The organism is Rhizobium sp. LCM 4573 (genome assembly GCF_001854865.1).
Taxonomy (GTDB): domain Bacteria; phylum Pseudomonadota; class Alphaproteobacteria; order Rhizobiales; family Rhizobiaceae; genus Neorhizobium.
In genome coordinates this window covers 471463-485558 of record NZ_MDDW01000026.1, presented here as the reverse complement: position 1 = coordinate 485558, position 14096 = coordinate 471463, and the positions used below count along the sequence as shown (strand labels likewise).

At 58.8% G+C, this 14096-nt stretch carries 10 protein-coding genes, 1 pseudogene and 1 riboswitch; of the genes and pseudogenes, 7 read left to right on the top strand and 4 right to left on the bottom strand.

Translation table 11 applies throughout. The features are described from left to right. Positions 1-41 precede the first annotated feature (41 nt). Together LCM4573_RS21380 and LCM4573_RS21375 are read left to right on the top strand one after the other, a co-directional pair. The gene (locus LCM4573_RS21380) at positions 42-1547 is read left to right on the top strand and encodes an FAD-dependent oxidoreductase (protein WP_071008400.1); all 1506 of its coding nucleotides are present in this window, start codon (positions 42-44) and stop codon (positions 1545-1547) included. Positions 1548-1551: 4 nt separating this feature from the next. Further along, the gene (locus tag LCM4573_RS21375) at positions 1552-2796 is read left to right on the top strand and encodes an MFS transporter (RefSeq protein WP_071008398.1); all 1245 of its coding nucleotides are present in this window, start codon (positions 1552-1554) and stop codon (positions 2794-2796) included. Positions 2797-2880: 84 nt separating this feature from the next. Here LCM4573_RS21375 and LCM4573_RS21370 read toward each other — a convergent pair. Next, positions 2881-3687 (bottom strand): annotated as a pseudogene (locus LCM4573_RS21370) (CobW family GTP-binding protein). 1550 nt (positions 3688-5237) lie between these two features. Between LCM4573_RS21370 and LCM4573_RS28890 the strand changes: the two are divergent. The 5 genes from LCM4573_RS28890 to LCM4573_RS21345 all read left to right on the top strand — a co-directional run bounded on the left by LCM4573_RS28890 (position 5238) and on the right by LCM4573_RS21345 (position 10199). Next, entirely contained in the window at positions 5238-5918 is a 681-nt protein-coding gene (locus LCM4573_RS28890) for a ZinT family metal-binding protein (RefSeq protein WP_407071759.1), read from the top strand. Positions 5919-6099: 181 nt separating this feature from the next. Next, a riboswitch (cobalamin riboswitch) is annotated at positions 6100-6330 on the top strand. A 177-nt stretch (positions 6331-6507) separates the two neighbouring features. Beyond that, positions 6508-7539 carry an ABC transporter substrate-binding protein gene (locus LCM4573_RS21360; RefSeq protein WP_083347573.1) on the top strand — a complete coding sequence of 344 codons (1032 nt, stop codon included), beginning with the start codon at positions 6508-6510 and terminating at the stop codon, positions 7537-7539. After that, a complete protein-coding gene (locus tag LCM4573_RS21355) occupies positions 7536-8564 on the top strand; it encodes an iron ABC transporter permease (protein ID WP_071008396.1) in 1029 nt (342 codons plus the stop codon). Before LCM4573_RS21360 ends, LCM4573_RS21355 begins: the two co-directional genes overlap by 4 nt. Continuing rightward, positions 8561-9379, top strand: coding sequence for an ABC transporter ATP-binding protein (locus LCM4573_RS21350; protein WP_071008394.1), 819 nt, complete (start codon positions 8561-8563; stop codon positions 9377-9379). Before LCM4573_RS21355 ends, LCM4573_RS21350 begins: the two co-directional genes overlap by 4 nt. A 4-nt stretch (positions 9380-9383) precedes the next feature. Then, positions 9384-10199 (top strand): class I SAM-dependent methyltransferase, encoded by an 816-nt coding sequence (locus LCM4573_RS21345; protein WP_071008392.1) that lies wholly within the window; start codon positions 9384-9386, stop codon positions 10197-10199. A gap of 986 nt (positions 10200-11185) precedes the next feature. Here LCM4573_RS21345 and LCM4573_RS21335 read toward each other — a convergent pair. From LCM4573_RS21335 to LCM4573_RS21325, 3 genes are all read right to left on the bottom strand, one after another. Further along, a complete protein-coding gene (locus LCM4573_RS21335; RefSeq protein ID WP_071008390.1) occupies positions 11186-11782 on the bottom strand; it encodes a mobile mystery protein B in 597 nt (198 codons plus the stop codon). Next, positions 11779-12240: a mobile mystery protein A gene (locus LCM4573_RS21330; protein ID WP_071008388.1), complete on the bottom strand. Its 462-nt coding sequence runs from the start codon at positions 12238-12240 to the stop codon at positions 11779-11781. Before LCM4573_RS21330 ends, LCM4573_RS21335 begins: the two co-directional genes overlap by 4 nt. Positions 12241-12708: 468 nt before the next feature. Then, positions 12709-14058, bottom strand: coding sequence for an MmgE/PrpD family protein (locus LCM4573_RS21325; RefSeq protein ID WP_071008386.1), 1350 nt, complete (start codon positions 14056-14058; stop codon positions 12709-12711). Positions 14059-14096 lie beyond the last annotated feature (38 nt).

Below are 14096 nucleotides of genomic sequence, written 5' to 3'. Positions count from 1 at the left end.
GGTTTGTCGATTATGTGCATAATACACGCAAGGAGGTCGACATGACAAATGATTTTGCGGCAGATGTGCTCATCTGCGGCGCGGGAGCGGCTGGCCTGACGCTAGGGATCGAGCTTGCGCGGCGCGGTGTCTCTTTCCGGCTGATCGAGAAGATGACCGAACCGTTTCCCGGCTCGCGCGGGAAGGGGATACAGCCTAGGACACAGGAGATTTTCGAGGACATTGGAATCCTCGACAAGGTGGTTGCCGCCGGGGGCCTCTATCCGCCTTTGCGCGAGTATCTGGACAACGGCACGTATGTGGAAAAGAACCCGGTAGAGGGGACGGACCCGACGCCTGCAGAGCCCTACCACATTCCGCTGATGGTCCCGCAGTTTCTCACGGAAAGGATTTTGCGAGAAAGGTTGAGTGAGCTCGGGCATCAGGTCGCGTTCGGGTTTCGGTTGTGCAGCTTTGAACAAAACCAGGAAGGGGTCGTTGCGCTGATCGCTGGGCCAGACGGCGAGAAGACAGTTCGTACTCGCTATCTTATCGGAGCGGACGGAGGCCGAAGCTTCGTGCGTGGCGCGTTGGATATCAATTTTCCGGGCAAGACGTTGGGCGCGCGTGCGGTGGTGGCAGATGTCGTGCTGACGGGGCTTGGCCGCGACGCCTGGCATCAGTTCAATCATGGGGACATGGCAAGAATGGTCCATGTCTGCCCGCTTGCTGGAACCGATCTTTTCCAGATTCAGGCGCCCATTCCGCTGGAGGGAGAATTCGACCTCTCGGCAGACGGGCTCGGAAGAATGATCAGCGAGCGGACAGGCCGCGACGATGTTCAGGTGCACTCCGTGACCTGGGTATCTGCCTATATGATGAATGCCCGGCTTGCYGACCGGTACMGGGTTGGCAGGGTGTTCCTTGTTGGCGATGCCGCGCATGTCCATCCGCCGACGGGTGGGCAAGGACTGAACACCAGCGTTCAGGATGCTTATAATCTAGGATGGAAGCTGGCCGCGGTACTTGATGGTGCGCCGGATCGGCTGCTCGACAGCTACGAAGATGAGAGGCGACCGGTCGCAGAAGCGGTACTTGGTCTGTCCAGTCGTCTGTTCAATGCGCAAAAACAAGGTGAGATGCGGCGCGGCCGCGAAGTGCACCAGCTCGATATTGGCTATACAGGATCTCTTCTCTCCGGTGAGATCAGCGCACGCAGCGGGAGCCTCCGTGCGGGAGATCGTGCGCCGGACGCCCCGTTCAAAGGTGCGGCGGGCCAGCCGGGGCGGCTGTTCCAGCTTTTCCAGGGGTCGCATTGGACACTGCTCGTCCACGGGGCACGACCTGGGGGCATCCCTCCACGTCCGGGGCTTCGCATTCACTGCGTTGGTCCTCAAGGCGATGTCATCGACCAGTGGGGACACATACGCGGCGCCTACGAAATGGAACCGGGGGAATGCGTGCTGGTCCGTCCGGACGGCTATGTGGGTGCAACCTTCTGCGCCACCCATGCTGCGAAGCTGGAGATTTATCTGGATCGCGTCGGCCTGAGCAGTATCGAGGAATAGTCTGATGAGCGTCGAAAGGAGCTCTGGGAGCAACGTCACGATGCAGGATAGGCTGGACTTGCGCTTGATGTTACCGCTGTCGGCTATTGTGGCACTCTATGCTGCTGGCGTTGGGGCAGTTCTGCCAGTCCTGCCATTCTACCTACGTGAGATGGGGGCCAGCCCATTCGTCTTCGGCCTTGTCCTTTCCACTGAAGCGCTCAGTCAGTCCGCGGCATCGCCTTTGCTGGGCCAGCTTTCTGACCGATTTGGTCGCAAGCGGATTCTAATGGCGAGCCAGACGGTGGCCATGGTCAGCCTTTTGCTCCTTGCTCTTGCGCAAAGTATCTTTATCGTTGTTTTGGCTCGCTTTCTGTTCGGTCTGACGGCTGGAAACTTCTCGGCAGCAGCCGCCTACGCAGCAGACAACAGTTCGGTGTCGACGCGAAGACAGGCGATCGGCGTCGTAAGCGCCAGTCTCGGTCTCGGGGCAATTGTCGGCGCAGGCATCTCGAGTGTTTTGTCTGAAACGTCGTTGACCGCCCCGATTTATATGGCTTTGGCTCTGGCTGCTTCCGGTCTCCTTGTGACTATCGTCTGCCTGAGAGAACCCAAGGCTGTAGAACGGGACGCAGCAAAGGTCGATAGAGAGAAAATCTCGTTGCGCGCCATTACAAGCTCACCTGTGATGCGTGTGCTTTTCATTATTATGCTGTGCCACTTCTTCGCTTACGGAATGTAWGTCTCGCAGCTGCCGAATTTCCTTGCCGACAGGTTCGTTTGGGATGGACATCCTCTCGGAGCACGGGAGTTCAGCTATCTCATAGCGGCTGACGGCGCGATTAACATTCTCGTTCAGCTTTTTCTCCTAGGGTGGCTTGGCCGGTCTTTGTCTGAGCGCCAACTGATCATCCTGATTTTTGGTCTCATCGCTACCGGCGTCGTGGCTGCTGGGATGGCGAGCGCAATCCCCATTCTGGCCTTTGCCGTGATGTGCGTCAGCATAGGCGATGCTCTTGCGAAGCCCACCTATCTCGCGGCTCTGTCTGTCCACGTCCCCTCTGAACGGCAAGGAATTGTTATGGGTACAGGGCAAGCCCTGGTAGCAGTAACGGATATCGTGTCGCCTGCTTTTGCTGGTTTGATTCTTGGTTGGGGCTTTTACGGGGCGTGGATCGGAACTGTGGTGGCGATCGCAATAATGGGAGCTATAATCGCCGCTATCCGCCTTCCCAGGCTTACACCAGCAAAGTCAGCACACCGAGGATAGGGAACGTATCCGCGCGGTAGTTGCGGGGGGTAATGATGGCGCCGGCGTCTGTTGGGGGCGCAATCAGCGGGTACGATGGCCTGTCTAGAAGACAAACATGTAAAGCAGGATGATCACAAAGATAGGAACGCCCATCGCCCACAATACGATACCCTTGAGCATCTTCTTTCTCCTCTGTTTCCGACACTCAACGCGTTGCCAATGCCGCGGTTCCTGCACGCAGTGACGATGGGATTTCGGGATGACGATGGCTTGCTTCGGGTCGTCAGCAGAGCTTGGCTTCAAAGGCGTTGCCTGACTGCAGGCTCGTCGCGGGTGCGGCGGATGCGCGTCCTCGACGGCCGTTAACTCGCCCTCCGCGACCAGATCCGACTTGTTGAGAATGATGGTGTCCGCGAATGCCAACTGCTCCTGAGCCTCATGCGCGTCGTCGATCTCGCCGAGAAGATGTGTCGCGGCGACAACAGTGATGATCGAATCCGGCCGTGGTTTAGTGCGCACGTCCTCGTCGACAAGGAAGGTTTGGGCCACAGGAGCCGGATCGGCAGGGCCCGTGGCTTCGATCAATATGCCGTCGAATCGGTCCTGGGCGCATCAAGCCTTCAATGATTCGGATAAGGTCGCCGCGCACCGGCAAATACAACCATTGTTCATCTCAAAAACGTCCTCGTCGGACTCAACGATGAAGTCGTTATCGATGCCAACCTCGCCGAACTCGTTGACGATCACGGCGAACTTTTTGCCATGCGGCTCGGTGAGAATGGGGTTGAGAAGCGTCGTTTTCCCAGCGCCAAGATATCTCGCAAGAACGGCGACCGGCGTGGGCTTCGGCCTGCTGTGACATCGCTTTTCCTCGCGGTTGAATGAGCTGCGGCGCTCTTTAGTAGACACCCTGCCAGTCCTCGGTCAGATCGCCAGAATACGTTATTACATTACTTTTCGTTTGACGAACGTAATAACGTTACATATGCAGACGCTGTCAATCTCCGAGGACGCGATGAGCGACATTTGCTTAGAATTCATCAATCTCACGCTCGACCATCAAGGCCATGCCGCCATTCACCACCTCTCGGGCCGTCGATCAGGAATCCTTGACGGCGGTCGTCGGTGCAGAAGCCGGATTGTGCCTTGGCGGTACCCGTTACTCGGATGCCTTGTCTCCGGTCGACGGACCAGCGCCGAGCTACATCGACATGATGCGTCACAACGTCAAGACACTCATCTCAGCCATCAACCCAAGCTGAGGCCCAAAGATCAGCCGGCATAAGCTGCCCTGCAATGTTATGTAATATCATAAAGGAGAGAGAAATATGAAACGACTAATCTTGGGCGCATCAGCCCTTGCCTTGTTGGCGAGCATGGTCGGACCCGCGGCGTTCGCCGACGAGGAGGGTGATGACATCACACTGTACCGCGTGTTCGTTGGCGATCATGAAGCAGGGAAAGTCACGGCATTCGATCTCGACAAGTCGGAAAACCGGTGGACGTTTGAGACCAAGGGCCAGAATAAGCTCTACAGCGTGAACGAAGGCGCGGCCATCGTATCAGTCCAGTCCGATGACGACGCCGTCAACTTCATCAACAGCGGCATATCGCTGCATTCTCACGGCGACCACTCAGACATCGAAATTGAAGACCCGAATGCCGTCAAGGAGGCGTTAACCGGACCTCGGCCGTTCCACGTTATCGACCATGACGGCAAGGTTGTGATTAACTTCGACAAGGGCGGCTACGCCGAGATCGTTGACGCGCATGAGTTGTCGCACGGAAAAATCGAGTCCATTCGCCTGAAGCAGGCACGGGCTCATCACGGCTTTGCAGCACCGGTCGGTAACGGATGGGTGACGACCGTTGCCTCCGATGCTCCGATTGAAGGCGACGCGGCTCCTACGCGCGTCGGTCTGCGAGCCGTCAAGGAAGACGGGACACCGGCCGGTGATGTTGCCACCTGCACCGGAATTCATGGTGAAGCTTTCTCCGGCGCCTATCTCGCAGCAGGATGCAAGGAAGGCATTTTGACCGTGACTGCGGGTAAGGATGGCCCAGTCACGAAGATGCTCACCTATCCTGCCGACCTGCCGAGCGGTGAGACCACTGGCACATTGCTGGGTGCCAAGAGCATGCAGGTCTTCCTCGGCAACTATGGGGCCAAGGGTCTGGTCATTGTCGATCCGGTCGACGCGCCAAACTTCCGCTATATCGAGTTGCCGTTCCGCCGGGTTGATTTCGTGCTCGATTCGGCCAACCCTCGCTTCGGCTACGTCATCACTGAAGACGGTTCACTCCATCAAATCGACGTCCTCGACGGCAAGCTGTCGAAGTCCGCCAAGGTGACCGAGCCCTATTCCATGGATGGTCACTGGAACGACCCGCGTCCGCGTATGGCAATGGCTGGTGACGAAGTGGTTGTGAGCGACCCGAATGCCGGACTGGTGCGTCGCATCTCCAAGACAGAACTCAAGGAAGTCGGCACGATCGAGGTTGAGGGCAAGCCGTATAACATCGCGGTAGCCGGAGGCAGCGGCAAGATCCACGAAGGTGAAGGGCATGGTCACGACGGTCATGATCACGCTCACAGCCACGGGGACCCCAAGATCTATGCCGGCTATTTCGAAGACAGCCAAGTCAAAGATCGTCCGCTATCCGACTATGCTGGTGATTGGCAGTCAGTTTACCCGTACCTTCAGGACGGCACGCTTGATCCTGTCTGGAAGCACAAGGCCGAAAAAGGCACATCCAGTGTTGAAGCGATCCGTGCTGAATATGAAGTAGGGTATAAGACTGACGTCGAGCGCATCACCATCGAAGGAGACGTCGTCACCTTCTACAAAAATGGCAATCCCACAAAGGGCAGCTACGTCTATGACGGCAAGGAAATCCTGACCTACAAGAAGGGAAACCGTGGCGTCCGGTTCATATTCAAGAAGACCGAAGGCGATGCGGATGCGCCGCAGTTTATCCAGTTCAGCGACCACAAGATCGCTCCGGAAAAGACTGATCACTACCATCTCTACTGGGGCAATGATCGCGCTGCCCTRCTGAATGAAGTCACCAATTGGCCCACCTACTATCCTTCTTCGCTGACGCCGGAGCAGATCGTGGGCGAGATGAAGGCCCATTGATGTGACGCGTAAAATGGCGCCGGGCGACGTCTGCCTGGCGCCATTGTGAGCTGCGGGCAGGTAAGCAGCCTGTTGGGAGCTTGCAGGGATATGCGAACATCGCCAGAGCTTAATTACCAAAGGGCTGACCCGCCCCTCCAGCATATGTCAAACTACCGCTCTTGACCCGGCCGTCGGAACCGACTTATCTGATCGCGACGGTTCCCCGACCCGAGAGGTGAGGGGAATAAAAGGGAACACGGTGCGGACGACCCGCAAGCGACCAATGCCGTGGCTGCCCCCGCAACTGTAAGCGGATTGCCGTCCATCCTCGTGGCGCGGAGCGCCATGCCACTGTGCCAACAGCACGGGAAGGTAGATGGAACGCAGATATCCGCGAGCCAGGAGACCTGCCGTCACATATGGATCCATCGTCACGGGCGGGGATGCCCGGAACCGGAGTATGCAATGAATTTCACCAGCGTCTGCCAGCGCCGACTGATCCTACCTGTCCCCAAACCTGACGCTCGCTCAAGCCAACGAGCGTCCTGACCGTCCGTCGTTATCCCGCCGGCTCAAGCGGCTTCCAATTCGTATTCGGGGATACATCATGACATCGTTTTTCAAGACACCGTCGCGCGCGAGTTTCCTTGTCGCATCAATGGTGACCGGTACATTTTGCACTGCCGCAAAGGCGACCGAGACCAATTATCCGCTGACGTTGGAAAACTGCGGCCACCAGATCACCATTGAGAAGGCGCCGACACGGACCGTTTCGGTGGGGCAGAGCAGCACGGAGATTCTCTACCTCTTAGGGCTGGCCGACAAGGTCGTGGGTACCGCCCTATGGGTCGGGCCAGTGTTGAAGGACTATGAGGACGTCAATGCCAAGATTGACCGCTTGGCAGACAACGATCCGAGTTTCGAAAGCGTCCTTGCGAAGAAACCGGACATCGTTACCGTCCAGTTCCAGTGGCAGATTGGTCCGGAAGGGGTAGTGGCCAAGCCGGAGCAGTTCGAAGAGCTCGGTATTCCGGTATACATCTCGCCGTCCGATTGCGTGGGCAAGGAGAATTCCGCCGCCAGCGATGGCGTCCGCCGCCAGGTCTTCACCATGGATCTCGTCTATCAGGAGGTTCGTGAACTCGCGAAAATCTACAACGTTCAGGACAAGGGTGAGGAAGTCGTTGCAGATTTGAAGAAGCGTGAGGAAGCGGCCCGCGCCAAGGTCTCGTCAGCCGAGGGCAAGCTGTCGGCCGTCTTCTGGTTCTCGAGTGCTGCCGATGCCGACCCTTATGTCGCGGGCAAAAATGGTGCGCCCGGATACATCATGTCGGCGCTCGGCATTGAGAACATCATCAAGACCGATGACGAGTGGCCGGCGGTCGGCTGGGAAACCATCGCCAAGGCGAACCCGACGATGATCGTCGCCGGATCGATGGAGCGACGGCGCTATCCGCTCGACAGCCTTGAGGCGAAGCTCGAGTTCCTCAAGACGGACCCCGTGACGAACCTGATGCCGGCCGTTGCCAACGGCTACGTGTTCGACATGGACGCACAGGCCATGAACCCGACAATCCGCACGATCGAGGGCATTGAACGGCTAGCCGACAGCATCGCTAAAGCCGGCCTCGCCCAGTGAACCGGGCAGTCACATCGATCGGACGCACGGGCGCGGCTTTCGCCGCGCTCGTCGTTCTCCTCACCGTGCTCTGGTTTGGTGCGGCGATCGGAGAAACGGCGATCCCGTTTTCGGCCGTTGCACAGACGGTTGCAAATCGTCTCTGGGATGCCGGATATCCTCTGGATCCGCTCGACGAGGGCATCATCTGGAGCTACCGGCTGAGTCGCGCCGTGGTAGCAGCGTCCTGCGGCGCAGCGCTTGCGCTCTCCGGCGCCGTGCTGCAATCGCTGCTGCGCAATCCGCTGGCCGATCCCTATATCTTGGGCATCTCTGCTGGAGCCTCGACCGGTGCTGTCAGCTTTGCCATTCTCGGGTTCGGCGCTGGGATGTTGACCATGCCGCTCGGTGCCTTCTTCGGAGCGCTCATTGCCTTCATGCTGGTCAGTCTGCTGGCGGTGAAGGCAGGGCGCGGCACGGCGGCGATCATTCTAGCAGGCGTCGCCGGCTCGCAGCTCTTCAATGCACTCACGTCATTCATCGTAACGAAGGCGGCGACGGCGGAGCAAGCGCGGGGGATCATGTTCTGGCTGCTCGGCAATCTTTCCGGCGTGCGCTGGCCGGATGCCTGGCTGGCCGTTCCGGCCGCTCTGGCCGGCCTTGTGATCTGCCTCCTTCATGCGCGCGCGCTCGACGCCTTCACTTTCGGTTCCGCATCGGCAGCCTCTCTCGGTGTGTCCGTGCGCCGGACCTATCTACTCCTCGTCGGCGCTGCCGCGATCATGACGGCCGCCATGGTCTCGATCGTGGGATCGATCGGGTTCGTCGGTCTCGTCATTCCGCACGCGGCGCGAATGCTCGTCGGCGTTCGTCACGGCGTCCTGCTTCCTGCCTCAGCCCTGATTGGCGCCGTCTTCATGATTGTTGCCGACATTCTGTCGCGCACGCTCATTCCCGGACAGGTTCTGCCTATCGGCGTCATCACCGCGCTCGTCGGCGCTCCCGCTTTCGCTCTTATTCTCAGCCAAAAGAGGGCGCGCGCATGACACTTTCAGCCACCAGCGTTTCCTGGGCCGCCGGAGGGATCGAAATCCTCACAGACGTCTCACTGACGGTGGAGACGGGCGAGTTCCTCGGCATCATCGGTCCCAATGGTTCCGGTAAGACGAGCCTGATGTCGCTGCTTGCCGGCATTCGGACGCCGAAATCGGGCTCCGTTCTGCTTGATGGCGCGCCGATTGCGTCGCTTGGTAGGCGCACCGTTGCGCAGCGCCTCGCCTTCGTCGAGCAGCAGTCGGAGACCGTCGAGCGCATCACGGCACGGCAAGCCGTCGAACTTGGCCGTACACCCTATCTCGGCGCGCTGTCGCCGTGGTCGCTCGAAGACGACCGGATTGTCGATGGAGCGCTCGATAGCGTCGATATGGGCCATCTGGCGGCGCGGTCCTGGCATACGCTGTCCGGCGGCGAGCGGCAGCGGCTCCATATTGCCCGTGCGCTGGCACAACAGCCGGAGATCCTGCTGCTCGACGAGCCGACCAACCATCTCGATATAGGCCACCAGATCAGCCTGCTCGATCTCGTGCATCAGCAGAACTTGACCGTTATTGCGGCTCTACACGATCTCAATCATGCCGCCCTGTTCTGCGACCGGATCGCGGTGATGCAGGAGGGCCGTCTCGTGGCGCTCGGCGAGCCGCGCGACGTATTGACGGAGGAACGTATCCGCACGGTATTCGGCGTCGATGTCGAGATCGAGCAGGATGATGGCGGCATCTGCCACATCCGCTTCCTGACGCGGCGGGCGCAGAGGCCCGCACCGGAAGGACAACGAAGAAATCTATCCCTAATGGGAGCCTGAGCCGATGGATATGCGCAATCATGATCTGAAGGAAGACATTCGGGAGTATTGGTCGCGGCGCTCGGCGACCTTCGACCTCGCCTTCGGCCACCGCATCCCCCCGGGGCCGGAACTGGACGCCTGGGCGTCTGCCGTACGCGAGGCGATCGGGCCGGCCCCGCAGAAGGTGCTGGAACTCGCTTGCGGTACTGGCGAGGTGACCAATGTGCTGCTTTCACTCGGCCATGATGTCACAGCGCTCGATTTTTCCGAGGCAATGCTCGGCGTGGCGCGCGCCAAACATGCCGGCGATGAGCGCGTTCACTTTATCCTGGCCGATGCTGAGCGGACAATGGAACCCGATCAGACCTACGATGCGGTGGTCTGCCGCCATCTCGTCTGGACGCTGACGGAGCCGGAGCAGGCACTCTCAGACTGGTTTCGCGTGCTGAAACCGGGAGGAAAGCTGCTTGTCTTCGATGGTGACTGGACGAAGCCGACGCCCGTCGGGCGGATTGCAAGCCTCGCGGTCCGTGCAATCGAGTGCTTCATCGGACATGATCCCTACTACGACGGAGCCATGAGCGAGAAACATGCGAATATCATGACTCGCTTGCCGTACAGTAACGGGCTCACTGCCGAAGGTCTGAAACCACTCGTCGAGGCCGCCGGCTTCTCCAATGTCCATTTTCCTTCCCACCTGCCGATTGCCGTTGCGCAGCGCCKCACCGCTGACCTGAGGAACAGGTTGCGGACGCGGTTCTACCGCCGCTTTGTCCTAACGGCATCTCGTCCCGAGGACGCGGCGTGGGCAGGTCTGGACGCAAAATGCATGCTTTGACCTAAAGGACCTCGTCTTGAACAGCGCTGAGGGACTCGTTTTGGGGCGTTTGCCGCTTCCGTTGCAATCTTCTGGCATCCGCCGGCAGGCGCTGCCCAAAAGACCCGGTATCCGTTGTCGATCGAGAATTGCGGCCGGACGCTTACTTTTGACAAGGCGCCGTCGCGGGCGTTTGCCGATGGCCAGAACTCTGCGGAGGTTTTCTATCTGCTTGGTCTTGGGAACAAGTAGTTGGTTCTGCCCTCTGGATCGGCCCGGTACTGGAAGGCTTCGAGGAGGTGGATGCCAGCGTTCCGTGCATTGCCGAACTTGATCCGAGTTTTGAGGGCATCTTGGCGACAAAACCGGATTYCGTCGCGACGCAGTTTCAATGGCAGATCGGCCCGGAGCGCGTTGTGGCCACGGTCGAACAGTTCGAGGACTGGATATCCCGGTCGACACAGCACCGGCTGATTACCATTTAAAGGGCAAGAAGGCGGATGGCGACGAACCGACAAGGCGCAGGATTCGGCAATCGGCATCGTGTTCCCACACGCCGCCCACACCTGCGGGTATGATGTCGATGTCGCCCGGCTTCTGGGCCCAGCGCATCCGCCTTCCTCAGCATGAACAGTCAGCAATAACCGGAGGGCCGAAAATGCATGCCGAGACTGTGCGTCTCGCCCCCTGGTATCCGTGAGACACCCTTCGGGACATGGAGGTAATCCGCCTTGATCCTTCTCCGGGCTCTGCCGTAGCTGGTCAAAAGGATCTGTGAGGATGGTGGAGAAGACGTCAGCATGATGGGAAACTGCACCATAAGGCAGGACTCTCGCTTGTACAAACGCTGATCATGCCTGCACCCGTTCAGTCGTTCCTCTGTTTCGGTGGCTTTACGATCATTGGGCGAGTCGTGTTGATCGGCCGAAGAGGAGCTTTCAGATTCTGTGGGTCGCTATTGGTTTCAAATCGGGGCATTGAGAAGGGCGCCAACTTGGACTTGGTCCTCAACCGCGGGCGAATTTAATGAGCGGAACGATGTCATGGTTGTCGGCGGCGCGTAGTGCCACGACGTAGCGTGCCCGCAATTCGCCAACATTGGCCAGGCTCCCGCCGCCCCAAGTGAAAGGCTCGCCGCCGAGACGCTCGATCAGGAGGTCCGCCGCTAGCCGTGCGTGGCGGCCGTTTCCATTCGGGAACGGGTGGATGGCGACGAGGCGGTGATGGAATCTGATCGCGATCTCATCCGGCGGGAATGTCTTGTGCTCAATCCAGTATCGAACGTCGTCCAACAAGCTCGTGAGCTCAGTTCCGATGCGATAAGCCCGAATGCCGATGTTGCGCTCTGTGGCGCGGAACGTGCCGGCCCACCGCCAGACGTCACCGAACATTTGCCTATGAAGCGTCCGCATGAAGTCTTCACTGAGGATCCGCTCGAGCGGCAAGCGCCGCCGGACACGTGYCCAGGCGGCACCCTCAAGGATGTTTTCTTCTTCCGCTTCGTTGAGGTCGCGGCGGTGAGTGATCCATGTCTGAAGCAGACCCTCTCGCTCCTGCGGCTCTAGCGGTGTCGCATCTTCAGGTTCTTGGAAGAGATCAGTCATGCCTCGTCCCAAAGATCACGCTCAGAAAGCTTGTTGCGGATGTAGGCCTGGACACGAGATTCGAAATCCGCGTTGTCCGTGCCTTGGGCCTCCAATCRCATCGTATGCGCGACGCGGTGGAGTTCCCGTATTGCGATCTTGCGCGCCCGGGCATCGACAGCAGCCTCAAGCGAATTGTTTGGGACGAGAGCATAGACGAGCGTGCAATCAAGTGCCTCAGCGGCGCGACGCAGGGTATTGAGCTGGATTGTTCCCGCTGCTTCCGATTTCTCGATTGATTCAATCGTCTGCGGTCGCACTCCAACTCGCGCACCGAGTTGCGCGCCTGTCATGCCGAGCGCATCACGTAGCGCTCGTATCCACCCTTTCGGCGGTGCACGAAATCGGTCAATTGGATGGAGCACTCGAAGTCTTTCGTCGAGGCGCCCCCGCGCTTTTTTGCGAGTATCGCTTTTCATTGTCAGCCTACAACATGATAATGGAGCGAATTTTATCAGGTCAAGAGCTGATCTACAAATGCATTTCGTCAGCAAGCAGGCTGATTATTTCCATAAATGCAGCAGCCCCTGATCTGATCTCACGTCTTACATATCAGTCTATAGCCTGTAAGGAGCGCGGCGCTTTAGCTAAAGGATTATTGGAAAAACTTACTAAAGCGTTGATCGCGAGCTGCAGGAACTCGCATGAGCTGGCTCAGGTCGGAACTATTTTCATCCTTGAGCGGGTCCGCGCGTAGAAAAATGATCCGGTCGGGCGTAGCGGCTTCGATATCAGGTGAACGAAAAGCCTTCTTTCTTGTGCAGCGTCGAGCCAGAGAAAGATCGTGTCGAACGGATGAACCGGACACTGCAAGAGCGGCTGGAGCTGCGATGGCTCGTGTCGGCACCATGGAGCGCTCCAATTGCCACAGCACAATGCGGAGCGCTTTAGTTGATCAATCGCATCCGTAGGCATCGGAAGAGGGGAGCAGTGTCCCCCGCTTTTAGCGCCTGAAGAGCCTGCAGAATGAGTTTTTGTGCGTTCCAGGAAAGCTTGTTTCGCGTGGCCTTGCAGAATTTTTCAACGAGATCTGACCAGACCAAAGGACACACGTTGTCGCCGCGCGGTGAAGTCACCTCCGAGGTAACCAACCTGCCGTCGGTCGTTTGCAGACATAATTTTGCAAGCGTCTCTGCCGGAAACCGCCCGTCAATCTCGCGGTTGACCGAGATATGAACCTTCCGGGCGAAWTCGCAGAGATCGGGTCTGCCGAGTTGCGCAAGTCCAACTGGTGCTAGTGCAGCAGGTCCGTCAAGAACGGCAATCGTCACGCAATAGGGCAGGCTGTATTGGATCTCCGTCAAGGTCTTGGGAGACACGCTGTTTGAGAGCCGCTGCGCCCATTGAAACGTCTGCACTTCGATGGCCGCGATCTGCTCGGGTCCGATGTCAGCATCCCCCAAAAGTGCTGCCAAGGCGTCAAGCGCAGGGTGAATGTATCGGCAGCACGAATAGAGCTTAAAATAGACTCTCGAGATCTCAGTTGGCGCACCCAAATCCGTGACAATGCGCTGGTAGTTGAAGTGTGACGCGTGATCGAGCAAGTCTTGTGGTCCGGTAAATCCCAGCTCCGCGAGGCGCAAGGCCGTCAGGCCTGTAACAATACTCCAGGGAATACCCTCCTTGACGTCGTTCCCGGTGAGGTCGGCATAGCCGGAGCTCCCATTTGCCTCCTGGTTCGGTGCGAGAACGCCGGCCACTGCAAGTGCGTGTGCAAGTGCCGCCGGCTGGAGTTTGTAAAGGCGGCCGGCGGTAGCGACGGCAGCATAGCCGGTCCACCGTCCCGATTGTCGGCTCTTAATCGCTTCCGGATTCTGCGCGACGGCAATGCGAAGTCCAGTCTCGTATCCGAGAGCGACTGCGGTCAGCAGATCGTCGGCGGACGCATCGATCGCAGAGGCCACGGAGAGGGCTACGGGTATTACGGCAGCACCGGGGTGACCGCGCGCACCGCGGTGACCGTCGTCGAAATCGAGCGCAGACGCTGACGCAGCATTACAAAATGCCGCAGCAGTTACACCAAGTTCTTCCCCCGTAAACCAGATCGGTGCTCGGCTGGGTCCAAACTCGTGCTGGGCGATCCTACGGGTTGCGCGCACGCTCGCAATATCGTGGCCGACGACGGCGGCGGTGATTGCGTCCAGAATGCAGCAGACGGCACGTTCCCCGAGATCAGGCGGCAGGGAGTCGGAAGGATAGTTCGTCAGATATTCTGCAAGGACTTCGGTGGCATACATCCGCTCCTCCGAGGCAACTTTAGCGCCTGTGCTGGCGC